The sequence below is a fragment of the Agromyces sp. NPDC058126 genome (assembly GCF_042884595.1).
Classification (GTDB): Bacteria; Actinomycetota; Actinomycetes; order Actinomycetales; family Microbacteriaceae; genus Agromyces.
Map to the genome: position 1 here is coordinate 326,484 of NZ_JBHVTS010000002.1, position 24,668 is coordinate 351,151.

Annotated in this window: 22 protein-coding genes and 3 tRNA genes; 8 read left to right on the top strand and 17 right to left on the bottom strand. The window is 66.6% G+C overall.

Annotated features, from left to right (window positions below; genetic code table 11):
• A complete protein-coding gene (gene ppa / locus ACFVTR_RS06800) occupies nucleotides 1-486 on the top strand; it encodes an inorganic diphosphatase (RefSeq protein ID WP_231429998.1) in 486 nt (161 codons plus the stop codon).
• A gap of 88 nt (nucleotides 487-574) precedes the next feature.
• Here the strand turns inward: ppa and ACFVTR_RS06805 are convergent, their stop codons facing one another.
• Both ACFVTR_RS06805 and ACFVTR_RS06810 read right to left on the bottom strand, forming a co-directional pair.
• Nucleotides 575-1,912: a C40 family peptidase gene (locus tag ACFVTR_RS06805; protein WP_387035840.1), complete on the bottom strand. Its 1,338-nt coding sequence runs from the start codon at nucleotides 1,910-1,912 to the stop codon at nucleotides 575-577.
• Complete coding sequence (locus ACFVTR_RS06810; RefSeq protein ID WP_387035843.1) at nucleotides 1,905-3,221, bottom strand: M23 family metallopeptidase; 1,317 nt, start codon at nucleotides 3,219-3,221, stop codon at nucleotides 1,905-1,907. The genes ACFVTR_RS06805 and ACFVTR_RS06810 overlap by 8 nt, the downstream gene beginning before the upstream one ends.
• A gap of 247 nt (nucleotides 3,222-3,468) precedes the next feature.
• Between ACFVTR_RS06810 and ACFVTR_RS06815 the strand changes: the two genes are divergently transcribed.
• The 3 genes from ACFVTR_RS06815 to ACFVTR_RS06825 all read left to right on the top strand — a co-directional run bounded on the left by ACFVTR_RS06815 (nucleotide 3,469) and on the right by ACFVTR_RS06825 (nucleotide 3,798).
• Nucleotides 3,469-3,541: transfer RNA gene (locus tag ACFVTR_RS06815), tRNA-Glu, on the top strand.
• A 38-nt stretch (nucleotides 3,542-3,579) separates the two neighbouring features.
• A tRNA-Asp gene (locus ACFVTR_RS06820) sits at nucleotides 3,580-3,653 on the top strand.
• Between the two features lie 72 nt (nucleotides 3,654-3,725).
• A tRNA-Phe gene (locus ACFVTR_RS06825) sits at nucleotides 3,726-3,798 on the top strand.
• Between the two features lie 37 nt (nucleotides 3,799-3,835).
• On the opposite strand, the gene ACFVTR_RS06830 is transcribed toward ACFVTR_RS06825, so the two are convergent.
• Both ACFVTR_RS06830 and ACFVTR_RS06835 read right to left on the bottom strand, forming a co-directional pair.
• Nucleotides 3,836-5,134 (bottom strand): tyrosine-type recombinase/integrase, encoded by a 1,299-nt coding sequence (locus tag ACFVTR_RS06830; RefSeq protein ID WP_387035846.1) that lies wholly within the window; start codon nucleotides 5,132-5,134, stop codon nucleotides 3,836-3,838.
• Nucleotides 5,134-5,331 (bottom strand): XRE family transcriptional regulator, encoded by a 198-nt coding sequence (locus ACFVTR_RS06835; RefSeq protein ID WP_127794348.1) that lies wholly within the window; start codon nucleotides 5,329-5,331, stop codon nucleotides 5,134-5,136. Before ACFVTR_RS06835 ends, ACFVTR_RS06830 begins: the two co-directional genes overlap by 1 nt.
• 138 nt (nucleotides 5,332-5,469) lie before the next feature.
• Here ACFVTR_RS06835 and ACFVTR_RS06840 point away from each other — a divergent pair, with 138 nt between their 5' ends.
• Nucleotides 5,470-6,183, top strand: coding sequence for a hypothetical protein (locus ACFVTR_RS06840; RefSeq protein WP_387035848.1), 714 nt, complete (start codon nucleotides 5,470-5,472; stop codon nucleotides 6,181-6,183).
• Between the two features lie 75 nt (nucleotides 6,184-6,258).
• On the opposite strand, the gene ACFVTR_RS06845 is transcribed toward ACFVTR_RS06840, so the two are convergent.
• A complete protein-coding gene (locus ACFVTR_RS06845) occupies nucleotides 6,259-6,732 on the bottom strand; it encodes a TIGR02391 family protein (protein ID WP_387035850.1) in 474 nt (157 codons plus the stop codon).
• A 304-nt stretch (nucleotides 6,733-7,036) separates the two neighbouring features.
• Between ACFVTR_RS06845 and ACFVTR_RS06850 the strand changes: the two genes are divergently transcribed.
• Complete coding sequence (locus tag ACFVTR_RS06850) at nucleotides 7,037-7,588, top strand: hypothetical protein (protein ID WP_387035853.1); 552 nt, start codon at nucleotides 7,037-7,039, stop codon at nucleotides 7,586-7,588.
• A 47-nt stretch (nucleotides 7,589-7,635) separates the two neighbouring features.
• On the opposite strand, the gene ACFVTR_RS06855 is transcribed toward ACFVTR_RS06850, so the two are convergent.
• The 3 genes from ACFVTR_RS06855 to ACFVTR_RS06865 are packed head-to-tail and all read right to left on the bottom strand — an operon-like array spanning nucleotide 7,636 to nucleotide 11,358.
• Nucleotides 7,636-9,723 (bottom strand): hypothetical protein, encoded by a 2,088-nt coding sequence (locus ACFVTR_RS06855; protein ID WP_387035856.1) that lies wholly within the window; start codon nucleotides 9,721-9,723, stop codon nucleotides 7,636-7,638.
• Entirely contained in the window at nucleotides 9,720-10,304 is a 585-nt protein-coding gene (locus ACFVTR_RS06860; protein WP_387035857.1) for a hypothetical protein, read from the bottom strand. Before ACFVTR_RS06860 ends, ACFVTR_RS06855 begins: the two co-directional genes overlap by 4 nt.
• The gene (locus tag ACFVTR_RS06865) at nucleotides 10,297-11,358 is read right to left on the bottom strand and encodes a hypothetical protein (RefSeq protein WP_387035860.1); all 1,062 of its coding nucleotides are present in this window, start codon (nucleotides 11,356-11,358) and stop codon (nucleotides 10,297-10,299) included. The genes ACFVTR_RS06860 and ACFVTR_RS06865 overlap by 8 nt, the downstream gene beginning before the upstream one ends.
• 262 nt (nucleotides 11,359-11,620) lie before the next feature.
• Here ACFVTR_RS06865 and mobF point away from each other — a divergent pair, with 262 nt between their 5' ends.
• The gene (gene mobF, locus ACFVTR_RS06870) at nucleotides 11,621-14,251 is read left to right on the top strand and encodes a MobF family relaxase (protein WP_387035862.1); all 2,631 of its coding nucleotides are present in this window, start codon (nucleotides 11,621-11,623) and stop codon (nucleotides 14,249-14,251) included.
• Between the two features lie 99 nt (nucleotides 14,252-14,350).
• On the opposite strand, the gene ACFVTR_RS06875 is transcribed toward mobF, so the two are convergent.
• Nucleotides 14,351-15,052: a uracil-DNA glycosylase gene (locus ACFVTR_RS06875; protein WP_387035864.1), complete on the bottom strand. Its 702-nt coding sequence runs from the start codon at nucleotides 15,050-15,052 to the stop codon at nucleotides 14,351-14,353.
• A gap of 508 nt (nucleotides 15,053-15,560) precedes the next feature.
• On the opposite strand from ACFVTR_RS06875, the gene ACFVTR_RS06880 reads away from it, so the two are divergent.
• Nucleotides 15,561-16,361 (top strand): hypothetical protein, encoded by an 801-nt coding sequence (locus ACFVTR_RS06880; protein WP_387035867.1) that lies wholly within the window; start codon nucleotides 15,561-15,563, stop codon nucleotides 16,359-16,361.
• A gap of 179 nt (nucleotides 16,362-16,540) precedes the next feature.
• Here ACFVTR_RS06880 and ACFVTR_RS06885 read toward each other — a convergent pair whose 3' ends face one another.
• The 8 genes from ACFVTR_RS06885 to ACFVTR_RS06920 form a co-directional block, all read right to left on the bottom strand.
• Complete coding sequence (locus ACFVTR_RS06885; protein ID WP_387035869.1) at nucleotides 16,541-16,927, bottom strand: hypothetical protein; 387 nt, start codon at nucleotides 16,925-16,927, stop codon at nucleotides 16,541-16,543.
• A gap of 59 nt (nucleotides 16,928-16,986) precedes the next feature.
• Nucleotides 16,987-17,835, bottom strand: coding sequence for a hypothetical protein (locus ACFVTR_RS06890; RefSeq protein ID WP_387035872.1), 849 nt, complete (start codon nucleotides 17,833-17,835; stop codon nucleotides 16,987-16,989).
• Between the two features lie 469 nt (nucleotides 17,836-18,304).
• Nucleotides 18,305-19,027, bottom strand: coding sequence for a hypothetical protein (locus ACFVTR_RS06895; protein ID WP_387035874.1), 723 nt, complete (start codon nucleotides 19,025-19,027; stop codon nucleotides 18,305-18,307).
• Nucleotides 19,024-20,025: a TIGR03557 family F420-dependent LLM class oxidoreductase gene (locus ACFVTR_RS06900; RefSeq protein WP_387035876.1), complete on the bottom strand. Its 1,002-nt coding sequence runs from the start codon at nucleotides 20,023-20,025 to the stop codon at nucleotides 19,024-19,026. The genes ACFVTR_RS06895 and ACFVTR_RS06900 overlap by 4 nt, the downstream gene beginning before the upstream one ends.
• The gene (locus tag ACFVTR_RS06905) at nucleotides 20,018-20,968 is read right to left on the bottom strand and encodes a ribokinase (protein ID WP_387035879.1); all 951 of its coding nucleotides are present in this window, start codon (nucleotides 20,966-20,968) and stop codon (nucleotides 20,018-20,020) included. Before ACFVTR_RS06905 ends, ACFVTR_RS06900 begins: the two co-directional genes overlap by 8 nt.
• Entirely contained in the window at nucleotides 20,965-21,978 is a 1,014-nt protein-coding gene (locus ACFVTR_RS06910; protein WP_387035881.1) for a zinc-dependent alcohol dehydrogenase family protein, read from the bottom strand. The genes ACFVTR_RS06905 and ACFVTR_RS06910 overlap by 4 nt, the downstream gene beginning before the upstream one ends.
• A gap of 105 nt (nucleotides 21,979-22,083) precedes the next feature.
• Nucleotides 22,084-23,523 (bottom strand): amidohydrolase family protein, encoded by a 1,440-nt coding sequence (locus ACFVTR_RS06915; protein WP_387035883.1) that lies wholly within the window; start codon nucleotides 23,521-23,523, stop codon nucleotides 22,084-22,086.
• Nucleotides 23,516-24,583 (bottom strand): LLM class flavin-dependent oxidoreductase, encoded by a 1,068-nt coding sequence (locus ACFVTR_RS06920; RefSeq protein ID WP_387035885.1) that lies wholly within the window; start codon nucleotides 24,581-24,583, stop codon nucleotides 23,516-23,518. Before ACFVTR_RS06920 ends, ACFVTR_RS06915 begins: the two co-directional genes overlap by 8 nt.
• Nucleotides 24,584-24,668 lie beyond the last annotated feature (85 nt).

A 24,668-nucleotide genomic window follows, 5' to 3' on the forward strand; every position in this document is an offset into this window, starting at 1 on the left:
ATGGGCGAGTACAACGCCGTCATCGAGATCCCCAAGGGGAGCCGCAACAAGTACGAGGTCGACCACGAGACCGGCCGGGTGTTCCTCGACCGCGTGCTCTACACCGGCTTCGTCTACCCGACCGACTACGGCTTCTTCGAGAACACCCTCGGTGACGACGGCGACCCGCTGGACGTGCTCGTCCTCCTCGAGTACCCGCTCTTCCCGGGCGTCGGCGTGAAGGTCCGCCCGGTGGGCGTCTTCCACATGACCGACGACGGCGGCGGCGACGCCAAGGTCATCGCGGTGCCCGCGGGCGACCCGCGCTGGAACCACATCCAGGACGTCGACTCGATCCCCGAGTTCACGCGCAAGGAGATCGAGCACTTCTTCGAGCACTACAAGGACCTCGAGCCCGGCAAGTGGGTCAAGACCGAGGGCTGGGCGAACGCGGCCGAGGCCGAGGCGCTCATCCAGAAGGCGATCGAGGCCTTCCCCGGTCACTGAGCGATCGAGCTCTGCGGATGCCACGTGGCATCCGACGCAGCGAAGGGGGCGAGCCGCACGGCTCGCCCCCTTCGTCGTCCCCGGGTACTCAGCCGGCCGGCCGCGCCGCGGCCGAAGGGCTGCCCCAGATGAAGTACTCGCGCACCGGTACGCCCTCGCGCGGGGCCTCGAGGATGCGGCCGCCGCCGAGGTAGATCGCGACGTGGTAGTAGTCGCCGCCCGATCCCCAGAAGAGCAGGTCGCCGCGCTGGATGCTGCCGAGCGAGACCGCCTTGCCGCGCCCGGCGAGCGTGTAGTACTGGTTCGTCGCCGAGTGGGTGCCGATGCCGATGCCCGCGTAGCCGTAGGCCTCGCGGGTGAGGCCCGAGCAGTCCCATACGTCGGGGCCGGCACCGCCGAGCACGTAGCGCTCGCCGAGCTGCTGCCGCGCGAACGCGATCGCCGACTCGACGGCGTTCTGGTTCGGCGGCTTCGGGTTCGGGTTCGGGGTCGAGCCGCCGCCGTTCGAACCGCCGCCGTTCGAGCCACCGCCACCGTTGGAGCTGCCGCCGCCGTTGTTAGAACCGCCGCCGGATCCGCCGTTGTTCGATCCACCGCCGCCGGATCCGCCGCCGGACTCCGCCTCCTCGGCTTCTTCGAGCGCGGCCTCCGCGGCCTCACGGGCCTGCCCCTCGACGCGCTCGCGCTCGAGTGCGGCCGTCGTGTCCTTCAGCGAGGCGAGCTGCGCGTACAGCTCCGCCGAACGCTGCTCGGCCGCGGCGACCGCGGCGAGCGCCGCATCGGCCGCGGCACGGGCCTCGTCGGCACGGGTCTCGGCGAGCGCGGTGAGCCGTTCGTGCTCGGCCTCGGCCTCGACCGCCTGCGCCCGCAGCGACTCGGCGGCGTTGCGGTCGCTCTCGGCCTGCTCGTAGACGCCCTGCGACTGCTCGCCGAGCTTCGACGCGAGGCCGAGCTGCTTCAGCAGCCCGTCGACGTCGTCGCCGCTGAAGACGAGTTCGGCCGAGAGGTCCTTGCCGGCGGTCCGGGCGAGGTGCGCCGCGAGCAGGCCCGCGCGCATCCTCGAGATCTCGGCGACCGCCTCGGCCTCCGCGGCCTGCTTGCCGAGGGTCTTCACGCGCTCGGCGGCGCGGTCGCGCTCGTCGACGGCCACGCGATAGGCCTCGTCCGCGACCATCGAGACCTGCACCGCGGCATCCGCCGTCTGCTGCAGGCCCGCGAGCAGCTCGCCCAGCCGGCCGATCTCGGCCTGCTTCGTCGCCTCGTTCTGCTTGGCCTGCTCGATCTCGCCCCACGACGGGTAGTCGGGCTCGGCCGCCGCCGGCGGGCCGACGAGGCCGATCGACGCGGTCACCGCGCCGACGGCCACGGCCGAGAAGACGGTCGCGGGCTTCACCCGCGAGATGGGCCGAGTGCGGTGCTCAGCCAAGGTAGACACCCCGGTTCGCCATGAACGGTACGGGATCGATGCGATCCCACCCGCTGTAGACCTCGAAGTGCAGGTGGCAGCCGGTCGAGGCGCCGGTCGTTCCCGACCAGGCGATCTGCTGCCCGGCCGAGACCCACTGCCCGTACCCGACGAGCAGGCCGCCCTCGACGATGTGGGCGTAACCGGTCGAGATGCCGCCGCCGTGGTCGATCTTCACGAAGTTGCCGTAGCTGCCCGACCAGCCCGAGTAGGTGACCGTGCCGCTGTTGGCCGCGTAGATGGGCGACCAGCATCCGGTCGCGATGTCGGTCGCGTAGTGGAAGGGGTTCGAGCAGTAGCCGCCGCCGCAGATGACCTCGCGGGGACCGTAGTCGCCCGAGATCCAGCCCGAGGCGGGCAGCGCCCAGCCCGAGGTCGCGACCCCGCCGGGCGAGCCGTTCTCCATCGCCTCCTTGCGACGGCGCTCCTCCTCCTTGCGGCGTCGCTCCTCTTCCTCCTTGCGCTTGCGCTCGCCCTCCTCGTACGCCGCCGTGGTCTTCGCCTCGGCGTCCTTCAGGAAGCTCAGCTGCGCCTCGAGCTCGATCTTCCTCGCCTGCGACTCGGCGAGCGCCGCCTCCGCGGCCGCCTGCGCCTCCTGCGCCGCCTGCAGTGCCGCCTCCGCGGCGACCCGCAGCTTCTCGCGCTCGCCCTGCGCGACCTCGGCCTGGTCGCCGAGCGACTGCGCGGAGTTCGCCTTCTCCTGCGCGGTGCGGTACACCTCGGAGCTGCGCTCGACCATCTGGCTCATGTTCCCGAGCTTCGAGAGCAGCGCATCGGTCGACGTGGCGTTGCCCGCCTCGAGGAAGAGGTTCACGCTGAGGTCGCCGGTGCCCGTGCGGTAAAGCTGTGCGGCCACCTGCCCGGCGTTCTGCTCGGCCTCGGCCGCCTCCGCGGCGGAGGCGTCGGCCTCGGCCTGGATCTGATCGGCCTTGCGCACCGCATCGTCGTACTTCTGCTGCGCGACGAGCAGCTCGTCGGTGCGTCGCTGCGCCTCGAGCCGCGTCTGCTCGACGTTCGCCTCGAGCTCGCCGATGAGCCCGACGATCTGGTCGACCGCCGCGGCGCCCGCGGCGGTGTCGGCCTTCGCCTGCTCGACCTCGTCCCAGCTGGGGTAGTCGGCGGCGAATGCGCTCTGCGGCACCGCGACCGAACCGACGAGCGCCAGGGCGACGAGCGCGGCGCCGGCCAGTGCGCGGCGCGCGAGACTCGGTGGCGCCGGCGGGCTCGTTCGAGCTCGGGCGGTCTGCGATCGTCGTGTGGTGCGGTCCATGGTTCCCCGTCCACGCGGGCTTCGGGACCCCGCGCTCCTCGCTCTCGTTTCCGGGCACTGGCAGCCTTCACGATAGGCATGCCGACAATCGTTTCCGGGGATTTGGCGGGCATGTCCGCGGATGCGCGGCACCCGCCGCGAGGCATCCCGCGCGCGTGTTTCACACCGTCGCGGCGCTCGTTTTGCGCAGAAGCGAATCAGCACGTATGCTTGCTTCTCGGCGGTCGCGCTGAAGAGCGAGACCTCCGGCCCCATCGTTTAGTGGCCTAGGACACCGCCCTTTCACGGCGGCAGCACGGGTTCGAATCCCGTTGGGGTCACTTTGCAAGGCGTATATAATTGAACAGCTTCACTTCGAGGCCCTGTAGCGCAGTTGGTTAGCGTGCCGCCCTGTCACGGCGGAGGTCGCGGGTTCAAGTCCCGTCAGGGTCGCTCAGGCGACAAGCCCTTTCCCTTACGAGAGAAGGGGCTTTTCTCCTTTCGAGGCGGTCTTTTCCACCTCGAGGCTCTGTAGCTCAGTTGGTAGAGCGTTCGACTGAAAATCGAAAGGTCACCGGATCGATGCCGGTCGGAGCCACAGTCAAAACCCCCGGTTCACCGGGGGTTTTTTCGTGTCAGCGGGAGATTCCTCGAGGGTGCTCATGAGGCTGTGCCATTAATGTGCCATTAAGGTTTCGCCTGGTTCGGCGTTGTGCCATTTGTGGTTCTGGGCGGGCTGGCTTGGCTTCGCTGTTGGTGGCAGCCTTGGCGGCGCTCTGGGCGGCGTTCTGGCCCGCGCTTTCGTCAGCTCGCTTGAGCGCATCGTTCAGTGCTGCGCCGGCTCGGATCGCCACCCCCTCGCGAGCACGTGAGTAGCGCTCGGTGACCTGCAGGCTCGAGTGGCCGAGGGTCGCCTGCACGTCGGGCGCGGTGGCGCCGGCGTCGAACAGGATCGTCGCGAACGTGTGCCGCAGGTCATGGATGCGCAGGTCGGGCCGGCCGATCGCCTCGCGCAGCTCCTCCCAGTTCACCGCGCGGCGGGCATTGTGGTTCGTGAGGCGCCCGCCGTCGGGTCCGTCGAAGAGCAGGTCGCTCCCCCGCTTGCCGCGCGCGGCCGCCTCGGCGTACGGACGCAGCGCGTCGATCAGCGGGACATCCCGTGACTTGTGATTCTTGGGCGATTGCTCGATGAGCTCACCGCGAATGCCCAGACTCAGCGAGCGACTGACGCGGATGATGCCGCGCCCGAAGTCGACGTCGCCGACGCGTAGTGCAGTCGCCTCGCCCGCGCGCATGCCTGTGTAGACGAGCGCGGCGAAGTAGCGGCGGCACAGACCATCGGGAATGAGATCGAGCAGTGTCGAGATCTGCTCGAGCGTGAGCGCCCGCGACACCGGCGAGATCGATTCGCGCATGCTCGGCCGCTTCACCTCGCGGGCCGGGTTGAAGTCGATGAACCGCGAGCGGCGGGCGCCGTCGAGCAAGCGCGAGAGAACCGCGAGCGCGTCGTTCTTGGCGGATGCCCCGCCCGACCACGCGACCATCGCCGACTCGATCATGGGCGAGGTGATCTCGTCGAGCCGGTGCCGGCCGAGACTCGGCTTCACGCGAAGCCGCCAGGCCACGCCATAGCTGCGCGCTGTCGCCGGGCGGATGGAGGACTCGATCGCGGGCCAGTACTTGTCGTACCACTGGTCGAGTGTCATCGAGCCGTTCGGGTTGCGGCCGGCGACCATCTTCGCAAGCTCGCGCTTCGCTTCCGCGAGAGTGAGGAACGTGCGCGAGCGTTCGGCGGCGCCGCCCTCGACGCTCGGGCCGACGACGCGGATCTGGTAGCGCTGACGGTCGGCGCGCCAGCGGATGCCTTCGGGCAGCGGCCGACCCGTGCGCGGATCGACCCGCGACGGGGTGTCCTTCGTCGGCCGCCCGGCCATCAGTGTTCCGTTCCACCCCGCGCGAGCAGCTCGTCGATCGTGTCGGCGCTCCAGAGCAGGTGCTTGCCCATGCGCGCGTCGGGCTCGGGGATGAGCCCGTCGTGGCGCAGCTTGTCGAAACTCGAGACCGGGATGCGACACCGCTCGGCCGCCTCGACCCGGCTCAGATACTCGACCCTCCACGCGGTGTCGGCCATGACGCTCCCCCTCGACTCATCGGCCGCCGGCTGGCATCTCGTGCATGCCGACCCACGCGCGGCTACTTGCAAGTACCTGAGATTATCACCGGTCACGGGTTTCGGCAAGTATCTGAGTTGTGTGGCTAGACTCGTGCCATGGATCTACCCGAGCCCTCCCAGCGGCTGGACCAGTCTCGAGACGGACTCCTCGTCGCCGACGACCTCCCTGAAGAGTGGCACCTGCATCTCCACTTCCCGGGCGACCGAGGTGACGACCCGTCGCTCGAGATCGACGAACTGCTCGGCTACGACCGGTGGATGTCCGCGCCGAATGAGCAGTCCCGCGTTTCCGTGTCCGACCAGAACGAGACGATCGACGGCCGCTGGCGATGGATCGAACACATTCCGACGCACACACGCGTCATGATCCGCCTGCAGCGCCAGACGTTCGCCCTACCGGAGGAAGTGCGCATCACCGGTGTCATCTACCTTCCTTGGCGGGGCGGCCAACCGATCACGAGCCAGCTCCTCCGCGAGTTGCCGACCGCCCGCATCGAGGCCGCGATCAACCAGCGGCTGTTCGCGATGAAGCGCACCGAGACGAGATCCGGCGGCAAGATCGTGCTGCCGTCAGGCCACAAGATCAGCGAGCGCGACCTGCTCAACCCGATCGGCGATCCGAAGAAGACGCCCGATTTCTACGAGCTGGTTGCCCTGCAGCACGGCCAGCTCTCCCGGAAAGACGACAAGAACCCGAGCGCGACAATGGCAGAGATCAACGGCGTCGCCCTCTCCACCGCTCAGGGCTGGATCACGAAGGCGCGCGAGCGCGGCCTGCTGCCGCCCGGCCGGCGTGGGCGCGCTGGATGAAGTCCTGGTAGCCGAAGCGCCGACGCCGCTATGCCGTTACAAGCTCGCAGCGTTCGATCCACCGAGCGAGAATGCTCAAGGTCGCGAGCTGTTCGAGGGCCTCCTGACGTTCATATCCTCTGTCGAATGCGTCGCGGGGTTTCGGATCGCGGAGAACACGCCTTGTGACAGGTTGAGTATTCCAACCCGCATCGACTTAACGGTGAGGTCGGAATCGTTGCCTGGCCACCAGAGCCTGGGTTTCCTCGCGCCAGGAGCGCTAAGCGAGAAGGCCTCGCGCATTAGCTCGGAGTCCGAAACATCTCGTCGATCCGTCATGTCCTGAACGTGCGCGTTGAGAAAGGTCGCTGCGCGCTGCACGGCGTCCGAGTAGTGTCCCGCGTCCCAGCGCTGGGACGCGGCGCCCCACACGAGCGGGTGCAAAGCGTCCACATTCATGCTTGGCCCGTTGCTTCCAAGGATGGCGTCAGTTTCGGCGTCAGTGCGCAGCTTGCCTAGCGCATACTCGGCATCGCGAATCCCATCATCGACCCAATAGTTGTCGTTCATGCTTGAGTAGAAGAGCAGAGTGGGGAGAGCGTCTGAGCCTTGCACACGAGCCAGTACCCGGCGAGTCTGATCTTCCCGAGCCTGCAACTCGGAGAGCCCATTGGATCCCGGGAGGACATATCCCTGCTGCCGGGAAGCGGACTTCGCGTGACGAACCCACCATTCCAACACTTCTATCGCTCGCTCTACGTTCACCCTCTGCAGATTAGCGAGGCATCCGGTCCACCCATGCGCGGGCGCGCGCCAGCGATGGACGCCTTGCTCCCGACGCTCCCCGATCCCACCTCTGGTTAGGCTCATGCACGTGCGTGATTTCTGGGACTCGATCGCTCAATTCTTTGGCTATGACCAGTGGTTGTGGGGCAGCGCGGCCGACTGGGTGGGGGCCGTCGGAACGGCCGGCGCATTTCTGTTTGGATTTCTGATCCTGCAACGCGACAAGAGCAAGGATGAGCGGCTGCAGGCCGACGCCTTCGCGACTTGGTATGAATTCAGAGAGCGGCCCGCAGTCGGATCCCTTTCGCCTACGTACGATGCGATTGTTCATGCGCACAACGGTGGCTCCGTCCCGGTGCCTTCGGCATGGATCACGGAGGCAACGACGGGGCGAACGCCTGCGGTCGCCGATCGCCGGGTACTTGGACACAAGACTGGTACAGGCGTATCGATCGGTCCGGCGCAATCGACTTCGGTGGTACTCAGTGGATTCGAAAGGAAAGACATTGGGGACAGGTACGTAGAGTTCTTCGACGGATCCGGGCGCCAATGGGTCCGGAGTCTCCGTACCGGGGAATATTTGAGCGGGACGGCCGCACGAAGGATACTGCGCGACAGAATCGTTGAGCCCACTTCATAGCCGGGGATGAGCTATCCCATCCGCGACCGCCGAGCCGCGATTGGGTATCACATAGGTCGTTCCAATGCCCGTCCGTCCTCATTGTCAATCAGACCGTAGGGGGGATCGTTCGGGTCGCCTGAGTACCGAACGACCTCTGCGTGTGCGACAGATTCTGGAGGCTCGTTGTCGACGACGATGATCTGAGACTCAGGGTACTTTTCAAGCCAACGCAGGATGTGTCCGTAGATGTTGTGCACGATGCTTGCATGATTTCGACCAATCTCATTGGTCAGCGCTTCATCTTCAGATCGACGTGCCGATGATCTTGCTGGGCGCAGATTCTTCTGCGGGCTGTCGATAAGTAGGAACCCCGGATGCCCCGCACCTTCCTCGGTCGCCAGTTCAAAAATCGCCAACTCCCAAGCGAGCGCAATCAGCGTCATGGCGCCCGACGACCCCACCTTGTCGTAGCGCTTGCCGCGAACATGCGGAACGAGAGCGTTGTCCACTCTCACCATGGCAACCTTCGGGTACCCGAAGTCTCGCAAAATGAGATCGATCCTTGCACCGAGCCTCGCTAGCACCCCATCACGCGAAGTGAATGTCGCAGCATGCGCCCGCTTCCGATCCTTCGCAGCCTTCAGCGATGCGTCGACACGTTGAAGCTCTGTCTCCTTCTGCCGAAGTTGCGCCATCATTCCGCGCGACTGAGCGAGCGAATCCAGTTCTGCGCGAGCTGAACCAGACCGCATTGCGAGCACGTCCCTTTCAGCCATAAAGGGCGCGAGTGTCTCACGGGTCGCCAAGTCCAACTCATGTCGAGCTCGTTCGACATCCGCCTGCGTGGCCCGAAGCTGGCCCCGCATTCCGTCACTCTCAGCTCGAACGTCTGATGCGAAGCCTTTCAGTTGATTTAGTCTCCGTTTGAGACTGCTCCGCTCGACGGATAGATCGAATGACCGGCTTGCGCTGTCTGTATGTTCTGACTTGTCGATGCCGGTCGAACCCTTGGACTCCCCCACTGAGGCTTCGACCGCGGAGTGGCAAAGCGTGCATTGGCCGTTACGTATCGTGGGAGTGGGGTCGAGCGGATTCTGACAAACGGGGCAAGTGACGATGTGAAGCGAGTCGAACAGGCTCATTGACTCGTCAGCGAGTTCCAGCTTTCGCAGCTCATCCGCATACTGAGATCTCAGAGGGTCAAGCCGTTTGGCCAGCGTCTCGCGGTCCCGAATGTCGCTCTCTAGTGCTCGTGCTCTATCGAGTTGACGGCGATACTCAATGCGCAGGGTCTCGGCAAACTGTGTTGACGCAGCGAGGCGAGCATCCACTCCGGCAAGTTCAGCTGACAGCCTTACGAGTTCAGCTCGCACCTTGTCAGAGGTTTCATCGATTCCTTCGATGCTCTGGAATCCGGCATCCGCGAGGAACCGCTTCAATGTCTCGAGGGCTCGTCGAAGCTCCCGCTCCTCCGCGGCCAGCTCTTCTACTTGTCGAGCAAGCGCGGATGAGGTGTCGTCACTGACACCGAAAATGAGGTCCACCACCTGAACAAGCTTGATCGACCGATGGGGGTCTCGCTCGAACGCGAGATTGGCGTTATCCATCCTCCGGTTCTGGAGATACCACAACGGTTGCAAGTCTCTAAAGCTCAGGATGCTCGTTGCGGAGTCTTCCTTCGTGGGCGCTGAGCGCAACCGCACTCCCGCAAGACCGCAGAGCTGAAGAAGGTACTGCGACACTGAGTCGTTGTCGGCTGGATCCGCCTCCAACGATCGCAGCGGGCGATCGGACATCGAGTCAAGATCGCCGGCATACAGCCAGGCTTTCGTGGTCGGCCCGCCGAGCGGTCGCTCGATTACATATTGAGCACGACCAGATCGACCGTCCCCGCCGATTTCCGAGTCCTGCACCTCCACGGCGAGTTGAGCTGATCGCACGTTGGTAAGTACCTCGTCATGTTCCGGATGTGCTTTCGCGCCCAGACACCAATCGATGAACTCCAAGATCGTAGTCTTGCCCGTGCTGATTTCCCCGGCGATGATGGCCAACGACCTCGCTGAGGCGTCGGGCGATTCGTTGAAATCGACCCGATAGCTTCGTACTGGCCCGACCAGCTTGAGACCTCGAACAACAAGCGGGGCATTGGTCATTGGTCTCTCCACTCAAGAATTGTTTGCGCGTCTGCCCACTCCTCTGCACTGCTGACATCGAGTAGGTCGAATAGCAGTGGGTCAGATCTCAGCCATTCCTGAAGCCGTTTATAGAGCGCCGCATCTGTCAGTTTCGCGACCACTGGGACCATCTTCCGCGAGCTCGCACGGTACGCGTCGGCGTATACCGAATTCAGTTCTCGCTCAGTGACATGGCCCAGCTGCGTCAGATCTACCACCCTTCGACCGTTGTGCGCGCTGACCCTGGCCAGTCCTAAGACCACTAACTGGGCCACGTCCGCCATGATCCGTTGTCGACGCGAAACAAATCGCTGACCTGGAGACGCATACGCGATCGAATGGCGGCCGAATCCCTTCAACCGCAGGTGCTCTGCTTCCAAAGAGTCCGCGTCAATCACCAAGAATGGGTTTGCGGCCAAGAACTCGATGACCGCGAGACGCTCGAGGTCGAGTCTCTTCTTCGACTCGGCTGCGACGGCGAGTGCAAGCAAGAGTTGAGCCATCCGGAACTGTTGAATCGACTCGGGTTGGATTCCGTTTGCATCATCAGGCTCAGTCATTGGGCTGTTCCTTCGTTCGACCCTCGACCGGATCCGTTCTGGGCTGGGAACCGTTGGATGCCGATGCGCGCGCGTATTCGTCAGCCACCCTTCGCCAGTCCCGCACCCAACCCGCACGCGCGTTGTCAACCGACTGATGCATCAATCCCGCGCCGTGGAGAACGGATGCTCGCAGCGCATCCGCTTCGGGTTTGTGGTTCACCTCGATTGCTTCCATCACCTGTCGAAACACCCCTGGTGGAACGCGCTCTCCTGAACTCTGACACGCATCGTTGAAAATTTGAGACCACGTTGCGTGCACCCGGATGCGCCAGCCTCGCAGGGAGTCGACTTCCGTTTGTATCCCCTTGTCGTCGACCTCGCGGGAAAGAATCTCCGCATTGAAGAACGCTTCCCGGGCGGCATAGGTTTCCGGCAGACCTGCTTCATCCATCTGCCTCGCAAACAACGCATCCTGGTATTCGTCGAGATCAGGAAGGTGTTGCAGCGGTCGCGTCGCTGGTGGGTTCGCGTCGCCAGCCTCGCCCGGTATCGGAAAGACTGGAGAGAAGTAGTAAAGGCGGACCTTAGTCGCTTCGTCATCCATCAGCCGCCGCCGCAGCGTCCCCGCAGTCCAAAGCTCGATACCGACACCGTCAGCGGCTTCCGTCCGCCTAGCCCAACGTTGCCACCAGCTCAGGTTTGGACCGTCGAGTTCGATAGGCAGACAGAGCGTCCAAGATTTGAGCACGTACCCGTGCTTCGCTGCCGCCCTGAGCGCGGAAGCATAGGATTCACGAACGTCGCCTTGCTGCGTCTTTCCAAAGCCGTGGATGAAGTACTTGGCCTGCCATACGCGCACTTCGCTCCCGGTCGTGAGCTCGCCCACGAACGCGTCGATGCCCCAATCCCCGGGGTTGGCTTGCACCTCCTGAACGTCAGGATGAACGATCCCCACGACATCAGCGATTAGATGCTCGAACGCATCGCGCGCACCCGGTTCCCCGCCGAAACGATGGATAAGAAACGCGAATTCAATCGCGCCCGGCCCCACAACCTGGACTGAATCAGTCATGTACACCCCCGGCTCGCAACATTGCACCGACGGTGGACGAGTCGGTAGGCACTTCTGGAAATCCTAGTGGCCCACAATCGACGTGTCCTTGTCCAAGGCGTCGTCAGAGAGCTCAGCGTCCGCTCCCTCATCAGAGGATCCGTTCACGCACCTAAGTTCTGGCTTTTCGGCGCCGCCAATCCACCGAATCTGAATGGACGTATGCTACCGTAGGTAATTGCAAGAACCTGAGCTAGCTCGGAGGAAGGCGATGCGAGGTGGAGTGATCCTGTACCGAGGTTCCGGGGCCGACGCGCGCCGCTACCTCGAGTCCGATCGCTCCCGCGCCGATGACTACTACCTCGAAGGCGGCACGGCGCTGGCCGAGTTCTCCGTCGTCGACGGCAACGGCGACCTGATCGGCGAGGGCGCACTCACTCCCGATCAGTACGCCCAATGGGTCGACTGGATCAACCCGCTCACAGGCGAGGCGATGGGCACGCCCCGCCACGCCGGCGACGCACGCCATGGCTCGCCGCGGTTCGCCGAGATGGTCGTCAACGCGCCGAAGTCGCTGTCTATCGCCGCGGCACTGCACCCCGAGGTATCCGATGCCCTCGATGCGGCGCAGCGCGACGCGGTCGCCGAGATCCGGGTCTGGCTCGGCCAGCACTCGGTCACGCGCGTCGGCCCGCGCGGTGCGCAGCGAGTGGTGCCGGTCGAGCAGCTCGAGACGGTCGCGGTCTCGCACAAGACCTCGCGGGCCGGCGACCCGCACCGGCACATCCACTTCCAGATCGGCACCCGAGTGTGGGCGGATGCCGCGCGGCGAGGTCTCGACACCGCGGCACTGTTCCGGCAGCAAGGCGCGATCCGCGCGCTCGGCACGGCCGTGATCGCGGCCCACCCGCACCTCGCGGCCGCGCTCGACGCGCATCGCCTGACGCTCGATCCGGTGACGGCCGAGGTCACCGAGCTTCAGCCGTTCAACGCGGCGATGAGCAAGCGTGCCGAGCAGGTTGCGCGAAACCGCGCGCACTTCGAGAAGGACTGGCGCTCAGCACATCCGGACCAAGAACCCGAATCCGCCGCGATGTCGCGACTGACCGCTATGGCGTGGGATCACGAGCGACCGCACAAGAAGCCGACCCGGCTCGGCAGCGAGGAAACGTGGCGACGCGAGCTCGAGGCATCCGGCTATCGACCTGATCTCGAACAAGTGCGGGCGCAACGGGCGGTCGCGCTCGATGGGCTGAGCGTGCAGGATGTCGCGTCCCGCGCGCTCGATCGCTGCGCGGCGGCCGCGTCGACGTGGACGGTGCACGACATCCAGGAGCACGTGTCGCACCTTGTCACCGAAGCCGGCGTGCGTGCCGACCCGACGTCGCTGCGGGAGTTCGTCACGTTCGCGACGGCACTGGCCGAGGAGAACTGTCTGTCGGTACTGCCGCCCGATGGTCCGCGACCTGAGCACGTCGCGCACCTGACGAGCGTGCACGTCATCGCCATCGAGACCCGGCTGCGCGATCTGCTCACGGGCCCGGCCGAGCGGCCGCAGGTGCGCACGCCGGACCTGTCGCGAATTGCACAGCGACTCCGGCTCGACCCGGCGCAGGCGCGCGCGGCTGCGGCTGCGGCATCCACTCAATCGCTTGTCGTCGTGGAGGGCGCGGCCGGCGCTGGCAAGACGACGATGCTCGCCGCTGCAATCAAGGCGGCGGCGATGCAAGGTCGCCGGACGCGCGTGGTCACGCCGACGAAGAAGGCGGCCGACGTTCCGCACCAGGAGCTCGGCGTTGCGGCCAACAGCGTCGCCAAGCTCGTGCACGAGCACGGGTGGCGGTGGAATCGCGACGGCGCGTGGACGCGGCTCGCCATCGGCGACCGCGACCCAGACACGGATGCTGCGTACGCCGGCCCCGCGGCATCCGCTCGGCTGCGCCGCGGCGAGCGGATCGTCGTCGACGAGGCGGGCATGCTCGACCAGGACTCCGCGCTCGCGCTGCTGACCGTTGCCGATGAGGCGGGCGCTACGGTCGCCCTGGTCGGCGACCGTGCGCAGCTCTCGGCGGTCGGCCGCGGCGGCGTGCTCGACATGGCGGCGCAGCTCCTCCCCCGCGTGCATCGCATGACGGCCGTGCACCGATTCGTCGACCCGGAGTACGCCGCGCTCACCGTGCAGATGCGGCGCGGGGACCATGCGGAGGCGGTCTTCGATCGGCTGTGCGCGCTCGGTCTCGTTGCGATTCATGAAAGCCCGGATGCGCAGCTTGAGGCGCTTGCGCGTGAGTGGCGCGAGGACTGCGCGATGACCGTTGCAACGAACGATGAGGCGCGCGAGCTGAATGCGCGGATTCGCGAGGAGCGCGTGCGCACCGGCGAGGTCGATGACAGCCGCACGGTGATCGGGAGCGATGGGCTGAGCATCGGGCGCGGCGATGTGATTCAGACGCGGCGGAATGACTCTGGCGTGCGGGTGGCGAATCGGCAGGTGTGGGTTGTTCAGAGCGTCGGTGAGGATGGCGCGGTATGGGCGACGGAGTGCGCCGCCGGATATCGGCCGCGATCATTGCGGCTGCCAAGCGAGTACGTCGCTGAGTACACGCATCTCGCGTACGCCGCGACAGCCCATGGGGTGCAGGGGATGACGGTGGATGAGTCGCACACAGTTGTCGGCGATGCGATGAGTGCGGCGGGTGTGTACGTAGGGATGACGCGCGGGCGGAACGTGAACCGTGTGCACCTCGTGGCGGCAGACATCGATGAGGCACGCGACCAACTCTGCATTGCGATGGATCGAGATCGCGCAGATCGTGGACTCGCCATGGCCGCCGCGGTTGCTCGCGAGTCTGTGCACGGCCTCGCAAACCCCACCGCATCCAAGACGACACCGGCAGCAACGCTCGGTGGATGAGGAGCCCTTTGCGCGCCGACTCATGCCCTGGTCGCCTTTGAGCTCCCAGTGCCGGCAGACCGTCGAGTGGATTCCGCAAACGTCACTCGGTTCGGGTCCTCAAAGACACCAGTCGATCTGGCGCTTGCCAACTGCTGACAGAAAGGTGTTCGCATCCGAAAACGGTTTCGATTCCCGGAACAGCGGAATCCGTGGGGAGTACCAGGCGATCGGGTGTGTAGTCGGAATCGCCCGGTGGCGTGTGCCGTCGATGGGAGTTCGAAGCCAGTCCGAGGTACTGGTGCCCAACAGTAAGACCGGGATCGAGTCGCGCTGAGAGTTGATTACCTGTATGACCCCCTGGGTGAAGGCGCGCCAGGCGCCTCGATGCGATTTCGGCCTGGACTGACGTACTGTAAGCGCCGCGTTCAGGAGAAGCACACCCTCGTCTGCCCAGGCCTTGAGCTCGCCTCCGGCCACCGGTCGGCGGAAACGAACCTCGGGGTCCGATTCAAGATTGGCGAAGATCAAGTCGAGTGAATCACCTGGCGTGGGCCCTGCGGCAAGCTCAAAGGCGAGCCCGGTGGCACGATCAGCTTGTGGATAAGGGTCCTGGCCCAGGATGACGGCGCGCACCTTACTCAGCGGAGTCTCTTGAAAGGCGCGAAACACAAGCTCCGGTTCCGGCCAGACCGGCGCGCCAGGCGCGGCACAGAGTTGAGCTGCGAGTGCCTCCGCATCAGAAGGGTCGTATCCTTGTTTGCGCAACGCAATCCGCCAATCGCCGGGCAGAACTGATGCGTCGCCCGAGTAGCGGTTCATCGCCACGACCATACCCGTACGAGCGATCGCGCGACTCGATTCCATGCGCGCTGCCCGCAACGTCCCCCGGGCCATGATGGCTCCAGGAGGGCAAAGACCGCTTGCGAAAGTACTCGCGCTTCTCAACTCGTCTTGGGGTAGCCGCGAGTGGCCACGAAGGCCAACTGTCACCTGACATGCGAAGGAACTGACACCGACGTCCACCGCGTCGTCCGCCAGGAGCATGGACCACGGACAACACGGGTCTTCGATACTCGAAGTGTGCCGGGCACAATAGTGCCGGGCACAGAATCTGAATGGGGAAGTCATGGGGCTGTTGGCTCGATTGCGCGGCGGCAATGTGCGAATAGGCCACAAGCGGGCCCGCAAGAGTACTAAGCAGCCGTTGGCCGGCGGCCCGTATGAGGCCTCTCTGGCGACGGTCGGGTTAGGCCCCGGTGAACTGGTTCGCCTCACTTGCCCGACGTGCTCAGTGGCATTCGTAATGGAGCTTCCCGAGAGTGACTCGGTGCGTATTCCGCTGGTCCTCGACGGCAAGGTGTCCGTAACCTGCGCGAACCACTGCTTCTCGGGCTCGTCACTCGTGGGCTTCCACCCACGCCCGGTGAAAGCGCCGCCGGCAGACTGGATTGAGAACCTGCACTGCACGCGATATTGGGCTGATACGCCGGCGGCGCGATGCCCAGTCTGCGGCATTGAAAACTACCGACAGACTTTGAACCACGTAGTGCGGGAGATCGGAAACCTCCCCGAACAACCGGAGCATGAGTCCCTCATCACCCTCACCAAAGACCTCGTCGCCACCTTCGACGGCGTAATGCGCGCGATGGCGCGCGGGCACGCCGCAAACATCGAGCATCGCCTGATGCAGCATGGAGAAAATGAGGCACCCCAGGGGGCTCTCTCGACCACCCGCTATGGATTGACCGACACAATCGCACGGTGGCCAGGGACGATTTCGTTTCAGAATCTTCCGGGCGCGCGGAAGAATCTGCTCGAAGCAACGTGCCGGTGCACCCCGCAACATCGCGGCGCTCAAGTCGACGCGTGCTCAACCGGAAGCGACATAGAGCGGTGGGTCACAGATGGATTGAGCCTCGACGCCTGGCGCGACGTCTGTCGAGTTTTCCAGAAACGGCACCTCTACCAACACGGTCTCGGAGCGGCCGACTCGAAGTACATCGACCAGTCCGGTGACCACAAGTTCCGGGTAGGCCAACGGGTCATGATTGGGATCGATGAGTTGCGCACGTCTGCCCGCGCGTGCTCGGAAATCGCCAACCGCTTCTTCGGACTCTTCCTGTCCTAGCTGCGCCATCTTGTGGCGATTGAAGCTACGGCAAGATCGATTCCGAACCGTCGCAGGGCCGCCCAAAGCCGTAGGCTCCCTGGCGGCGTCCATCCTCGCCGCCCGAAGACAGTGCTGAGCGCACGATCATTCGCGCTGTCGACCAGAATCAGTAGCTCGAACGATGCGAATTTGCGCGTTCAGACCGCGTCTTGCCCAGGGAAATCCGAAAAAGCTGCGAGAAGTTCGCCCGAGACAACGTATGGATTATCTGTGTCACCGATCACTTCGATCAGGACGGCATCGCCATCACACTCGAGTACACGGAACCGGTCCCCCGCTTTGAGCGTGAAGCCGCCACCGGCCTCTGCATCGGCCATAATCGCGAACATCTGCCCCTGCGATGCGCACGGGACGGAGCGATTCGTCATCGCTGCCTTCGCGCGAGCGAACGTCCACTTGCCACCGAGTTCGGCAGTCCGCCCGATCGCCCACCCGGTGAACATTGTCACGCCGGTAAGAATCACCGGCCCGCCGACCTTCTTGGCGAGCCAGGTCATTGTTTGGTAGTTCCCCAGGTTGCCCACCGGACGACCATACCCGGAGCACGAGCCATCTCGACCGACTTGCTCTCAGTAGGATCGCTTCATCGATAGGGCGTTTCACTCGTTTCAATCTCCACGCCCCCATAGCCATGCGCGTCGAGCATCTGTCGCAGGGCCTGAATCGCGGATTTCTCGTTGCGAGTCGGCCCGATTCGGACCGTCTTGATTGGAAGGCGCGTTACAGCTGCAGGCTCCACCAGACCTCGATATTCGCGAGGCTCTCGCGAAGCGGCCACTTCGATGAATGGAGTCACGCCGAACCGCCCAGGTCGATACTTCACCACCTTCCACCACGGGTTCACGTGCCACATCATCCGGACTTCTCTTTCGTCCTTGAACCCCGGATCCTTCCAGAGCGCCGTCGGCTCGGGCCCCGCCAAGTAGTCGAAAATTAAGGGGATCATACGTTTGTCGGGCGCAGCCGGCTTCCTAAGCTGAATGACTAGGTCCTCAAGCTCGTCTCCGGCGGTACTGCTTGTCGGCGTTAGGTACTTGACCAAGCCCCACTGCCCGCCGTACGCATATGCCTCGTCGGGGTCATACCCGACGAATTGCTCGCCGTCCGGCCCGTACTCAAGCTCAACCTCCCATCCGGGCGGTGGGTACGGGTGAGCGTCAGCATCGTTCTGGATCACCGGATAGAGGGACTTGCCTGGATCCAGCTCCACCGCGTACTCCGCATCGCCACCGGCACCGTAACTCCGCCACAATGTGAGCGAATCGCCGTCTTCCGAAGCACAAAGCAAGAACGTCTGCAGCTGGTTGGGAGAGCTAAGAACGCCCATTCCCTTCAGCTGATCGAGCTGCCACTTCTCCAATGGAGTTGGCCGTGCATCAATTGCGTCCGCCAGCGCCTTTCTGCCGCTTTGAATCTCGTTCCGGTCGTTCATGTAGGCCGCGCTAGTCGCCCACAACCGATGCTGGGTCACTATTTGGATCAGTCCGTGCGCGGTGGTGTAGTGCCAGGCTGACAGAGGTGTATCCACACCCCCGAGCCTATGGCGACCGAGGTGGCCACGCTGAGGATCACAAGCGCCCTCTCGACATGAGACAACGCCACCTGAGTTCGTCTGACCGCACGAACCATCTCGGGCTCCACACCACGGACGCGAGGCAGAATCTGTGCCATTAATGTGCCATTAAATGCGCGAAAACCATCTGAAACCAACTGTGACCGTTTCGAATAATCCCTGATCAGCGCGATATCGCAACCACAAGAACTGAGCGAAAACCGCCCGGGCTCACTGAAAATCGAAAGGTCACCCGATCGATGCCGGTCGGAGCCACACGATGACCAACTCCCCCGGTGCTTCGGGGTCTCCGTCGCCCTCCCAGAACGCGAGCTGCACCTCACCCCGCCTACACAGCGACGCCACCGTCGGGCACGGCGAGCGCCCGCCACCCAGCGATGGGCTCCACTCCGGCCCGCCCAAGTGCGCGAAGCGCGGCCCGGGTGCGCGGCGCCGACCCCGGCCAACCCCATTCGCGACCCCGGTCCGAGTCGATCACCATCGCGAGGTGGTCGAGCGTGTCGACGTCCCGCCGGAGCGAGCGGTTCGGCAGCCGGTCGAGCTCCGCCCAACCCTGCGCGGCGTGGCCGGCGTCCGAGTCGGCGCCCTCCGGCATCCGATCGCCGTCGCGGAACGTCTGCAGGACGGAGCGCCGTCCGTCCGCGTCCCCGAGCGTCGCGACGGCGAACCTCGCCGCTTCGCCGAGGGTGCGGTCGAGTTCCGGTGGGCACAGGAACGGGAGGTCGCCCGCGATCACCGCGGTGCGGTGCGCTCCCCAGGTGCCGAGCACGTGTCGTCGCGCTGCCGCCGCGATCTCGTCGGCACCGACCGCATCGCCGACCAGCACCCTGCTCACCTCGGCACCGGCGGCCTCCACCGCCCCCAGCCGACGATGCACCTCGCCGTCGACCGCGAGCACGACCCGCCCGACGGACTCGGCAGCTGCGACCGCCTCGACCGTGTCGAGCACCACGGCGGTCGCGAGCGCCTGCGACGGCCAGGCCGCTCGACGGCGCTGCCCGGCCGCGGTGAGCGGGACGATGACCGTCCACGTCCGGCCACCGCCGCTCATCGACGCAGCCGCGGGATCACGCTGTCACCGAACTCCTCGATCCACTCCCGCTGGTTGCGGCCCACGTTGTGGAGGTAGATGCGGTCGAAGCCGAGGTCGACGTACTGCTGGATGTGCGCGCGGTGCACGTCGGGATCCGAGGAGATCACCATGCGGCCCTCGAAGTCCTCCGGCCGCACGAGCTTCGCGATCTGCTCGAACTCGAACGGCGAGCGGATGTCGGCCTTCGGGAACTTCATTCCGCCGTTCGGCCACTCGACCAGGGCGTTGGCGAGGGCCTCCTCATCGGTCTCCGCCCAGGAGAGGTGCAGCTGCAGCGTGCGGTCCATGGTGTCGGGGTCGCGGCCGGCCTCGCGCGCACCAGACGCGAAGCGGTCGAGCAGCATCGACACCTTCTCGATCGGCGCACCGACGGTGATCAGGCCGTCGGCGACCCGGCCCGAGCGCTTCGCCGTGATGGGCCCCGCCGTGGCGATGTGGATGGGCGGCGGGACGTCCGGCATCGTCCAAAGCCTCGTCGACTCGAGCGTGAAGAAGCGGCCGTGGTGCTTCACGTCGCGCCCGGCGATCGACGCCGAGAAGAGCTTCCTGATGAGCTCGACGGCCTCGAACATGCGCTCGATGCGCTCGGCCGTCTCCGGCCAGTACCCCGCGACGATGTGCTCGTTGAGCGCCTCGCCCGAACCGAGACCGAGCCAGTGCCGGCCCGGGTACATCGCCTCGAGCGTCGCCGAGGCCTGGGCGACCATGGCGGGATGCCACCGGAACGTCGGTGCGGTGACGCCCGGCCCGAGGTCGCCGACGGTTCGCTCGCCGAGCGCGGCGAGCACGTTCCAGACGAACGCCGACTGCCCCTGCGCGGGCACCCACGGCTGGAAGTGGTCGGCGGCCATCGCGCCGCTGAAGCCGTGCTGCTCGGCGAGCACGGTGTACTCGATCGCCTCGGTCGGATGGAACTGCTCGAGCATGACCGAGTACCCGATGCGCAGCTCAGCCACGTCGATCACCGCGCCCGGCGACCGTCTCGGCGAGTTCGGCACGACGGGGCAGTCCGTCGATGACGCCCGGGACCGCCACGGCGCGAGAGGCGGCGAGGCACGCGAAGCGCACCGCGTCGCGGAGCACCGCGCCCTCGGCGAGCGCGACGGCGAGCGCCGCGGTGAAGCAGTCCCCCGCACCGGTCGTGTCGACCGCCGTCGCCGGCACTGCGGGCACGTGCTCGACGCTCCCGCCGGCCGCGATGAGCGCCCCGTGCTCGCCGAGGGTCATCACCACGCGGCATCCCGTGCGCTCGGCGAGCTCACCTGCGAGCTCGGCGGCCGGGGCGTCGGATGCCATGCCGTCGGCACCGAGCAGCGACCTCGCCTCGTGCTCGTTCGGCACGAGCACATCGACGGCGCACCACACCGGATCGCGGTGGTCGAGGGCGGCACTGGCGGGCGCCGGGTTGTAGACCGTGCGCGCGCCGGCCGCGTTCGCCCGCTCGAGCACGGCGCGGGTGAAGGCGAGCGGCGCCTCGTTCTGCACGATCACCGTGGAGTCCGCCGTGACGAGTTCGTCGACGGCGCCCGCCTGGTCGGCGCCGAGCGCGAGCATGGCCCCGAGCGCGGCGACGATGCGGTTCTCGCCGTCGCCCTCGACGAGGATCGTGCCCGTCATCGTCGGCAGCCCGGTCGGGCGCAACGGCTCGGCGCGCACGCCCTCCGCCGTCCAGAGCGCGACGGCCGAGTCGGCGGCGTGGTCGCGGCCGATCGCCGTCACGAAGTCGACCGAGGCGCCCAGCCGGGCGGCCGCGACGGCCTGGTTCGAGCCCTTGCCGCCGTGCTCGAACTGCACGTCGTCGGCGAGCACCGTCTCACCGGGCGCGGGTGCCGCGGCGAGCACGTAGCGGGTGCTCCAGCCGTAGCTCCCGGCGACGACGACATGGGGGGCCCCGCTCACGGGCGGATCACCACCTTGTGGGCCGTCGGCTCGTCGCGAAGGGTCGCGAGCGCGCGGTCGTACTCGTCGAGGCCGAAGTCGTGGCTGATCAGCCCGTCGGTCGCGACGCGTCCCGACCGCAGTGCCGCGAGTGCCGCCGGGAACGAGTCGATCTGTGCGAACGAGCCCGTGATGCTGATCTCGCGCCGGTAGACGTCGAACGGGCTGAACTCCACCGTGTCGGTCGGGTCGGTGACACCGTAGACGAGCAGCGTGCCCCCGTCGCGTACGTGCCCGAGGGCGCGCTGCGTGACGGCGGCCGCGCCCGTCGCATCCACGACGACGTCGAAGCCGTTCGGGGCGATCGCGCGCAGCTCGTCGTAGCCCGAGCCGTCGCGCCCGATGCGCACGACCTCGTCGGCGCCGAACCGGGCCGCGAGCGCGAGCTTGTGCGCGGACGGCGCCGCGACCGTCACGGTCGCGGCGTTGCCGTGCGCGAGCAACTGCGCGAGGATCAGGCCGGTCGGGCCGGCGCCGATCACGAGCGCGCTCGACCCGGGCTCGAGAGCGAGACGTTCGACGCCGTGGATCGCGCAGGCGGTCGGTTCCGCGAGCACGGCCTGTTCCGGCTCGAGGTCGGCGGCGTCGAAGCACCACCGCGCCGGGGCGATCATGTACTCGGCGAAGGCTCCGGGGCCCGTGACGCCGAGGGCCGTGAGCGACGTGCACAGGAGCCGCTTGCCGCGCCGGCAGTTCTCGCACGTTCCGCATCCGCCGACGCCGGTCGCGACGATGCGACGGCCGAGCTCGAAGCCCTCGACGCCCTCGCCGATCGCATCGACGACGCCGACGGGTTCGTGGCCGGGCGTGAGCGGGAACTCGGCGAAGAAGGTGCCGTCGTGCACGTGCAGGTCGGTGCCGCAGACCCCGGCCAGCTCGACGCGGAAGCGTACCTCGCCGGGGCCGGGCATGGGGTCGGGTACGTCGGTCACCTCGAACTCGGTCGGGGCGCTGTAGACCACTGCTCTCATGGTTCGTCTCTCTCGTTCTCGGCCGTCCGGATGGTCCGGCGACGGCGCTGTTGCTTCGGTCGGATGGGTCGTGGAGTGGTGCGGCGACGCCGCGCCGCGATGGGTTCAGGCGCCGGGCCCGTCGAGCACCTCGGCGGTGAGCTTCCGCCACTGCCAGGCGCCGTGCTCCGGCGATCCGGCGAGGCGTCCGCGATCGACGACGAGCTCGCCGCGCACGATCGTGGTGACCGGCCAACCGCGGGCGTTCCAGCCCTCCCAGATGCTGTAGTCGCCGTCGTGGTGCAGGTCGTCGATCGTGATGGTGCGCTCGACCGACGGGTCCCAGATGGCGAAGTCGGCGTCGGAGCCGACGGCGATCGCGCCCTTCCTCGGGTAGAGGCCGAGCACCTTGGCGGGGCGGGTCGAGAAGACGTCGACGAACTGGCGCAGCGTCATCCGCCCGGTGGCGACGCCTTCGGTGTAGGTGATGATGCCGCGCGTCTCGATGCCGGCGTGGCCGCCGCACGCGGTCTCGATCGTCTTGCCACCGACCTTCACGGCGTAGTCGGTCGTGTACTCGTCGGTCGCAACGGTCGTGAGCGAGCCGTCGAGCAGGCCCTCCCAGAGCGCGTCGCGGTCGCGGTCCTCCTTGAGCGCCGGGTACGTCTGGATCTTGCCGCCGTCGGGCTGCTTGTAGTCCTCGGCGGTGAAGCAGAGGTAGTTGTGCAGCACCTCGCCGTAGATCGGCTGTCCGCCGGCGCGGGCGGCGGCGATGACGTCGGCACCGCTCTCCCCGGTGACGTGCACGAAGTAGACGGCGGTGCCGTGCTCGCGTGCGAGGCGGCACACCTTGTGGAAGGCGAGCTCCTCGGAGAGCGAGGAGTGGACCAGGTGGAGGTTGTACCACTCGTCGTGGTGCTCGTGCTTGAGCTTGGCCTCCATGTGGGTGACGAGCTCGTCTGACTCGGCGTGCACCAGGAGCATCCCGCCCGACTGGGCGAGCACGCCCATGAGCTCGAGCAGCGGCCCGTCGTCCATCTTCACCCCCTCCTGCGCGGTGGTGACGCAGGTCGTGAAGGCCTTGAAAGTCGGGATGCCGGCCTCGACCGCGCGCCCGACGTTGGCGAGCAGCTCGGCCGAGGGGTTGCCCACGATGCCGGGGTGGAAGGTGAAGTCGACGTACGAGCGGCCCTCGAAAAGCTCTCGACGACGCGCGACCGCCTCCACGGGGTCGTCGCTGTTCATGTCGTGCACGCCGAGGAAGGCGAAGGAGGCGACGGTCGTCGTGCCGCCGAACGCGGCGGCCCTGCTCGCGCCCTCGGGGCCTTGCAGCCAGATCTCCTCCCCCTTCGTCCACCCGCGGTGGGCGGGTTCAAGGATGTGGGCGTGCGCCTCGACGCCGCCGGGGAGCACGAGGAGGCCGGTGGCGTCGACCTCGGTGCGCGCCGGCCCGAGGGTGCCGGCCTCGGCGAGTTCGACGATGCGCCCGTCGCGCACGCCGATGTCTATCGGTCCCTCGATCTCTGGTGTGACGGCGTGGCCGTTGCGGATGGCGAGGTCAAACATGGGCGGTCCTTTCGATGCGGGGAGTGGTCGGGTGCGGATCGAGCAGCGGCATCACCTCGGCGGCCCAGACATGCGGCCGTTCGCCGAGCCCGCCGACCGGCGAGTCGTTGGCGCAGTCGTGGCGTTCGGCGCCCGCCTCGGCGGAGGCGAGCACCCTTCCCGCGCACTCCTCGGGGGTGCCCGAGATCGTGAAGCGGTCGATCAGGTAGTCGGCGACCCCGGACGAGCGGGCAAGGGCCCGGTACTCGGCGCGGAGCGACTCCGACGGGTCGCCGTGCGACATCAGGTCGTAGGCGTTGCCGAGCTCGAGCACGCCGGCGGCCATCCGCTCTGGCATGAACTTGCCGGCGACGCCGCTTCGCGAGATGTGGTGGGCGAGGCTCGCGACGTGCCAGAGCGCGCCCTCGCGGGCCTCCGCCCGATCGCGGTCGACGTACCAGGGTGCGGTGAACCAGCGCTCGAGCTCCGCGACATCGCGGCCTGCTTCCTCGGCGCCCCGCTCGAGCATCGAGAGGCTCTGGGTGACGACCTCGGGGCTGACGCCGAGCCCGAACACGACGCCGTCGCCGATGCGCCCCGCCATGCGGATGGAGCGGGCGCCGTGCGCCGAGATCCAGATCGGCACCGGGTTGCGCGCCGGGCGCATCCGCAGCGTGCCGCCCTGCCAGGTCGCCTCGCCCTCGGTCAGGAGCCCCCGCACCGCTTCGACGTACTCGCGGAGGGCGTCGAGCGGGGCTGCCGACCGGGCGAGGTTGTAGACGCCGCTGTCGCCGGTGCCGATGCCGAGGACGACCCGGCCGGGTGCGAGTTCGTCGAGGGATGCCGCGGCGCTCGCCGTCACGACCGGATGCCTGGTGAGCGGGTTGGTGACCCACGTCCCGAGCCGGATCGACCGCGTGTGCTCGGCGAGCGAGGCCAGCGTCACCCACGGATCGTGGAAGAGCGCGGGCGAGTCCCACACGCCGACTCGGTCGTATCCGGCCGTCTCGGCGGCGCGACCGACGTCGCGCACCTCGCCGAGGTCGCCGGGGTTCATGCTGAATCCGAATTTCAGGTCCACGCTGCTCCTAAAACGTTTTTGCAACCATACGCCCGGACCGTCGATTGGTCTAGGGTCGGTTTACGGATTTCTCCTCGACGGGTGC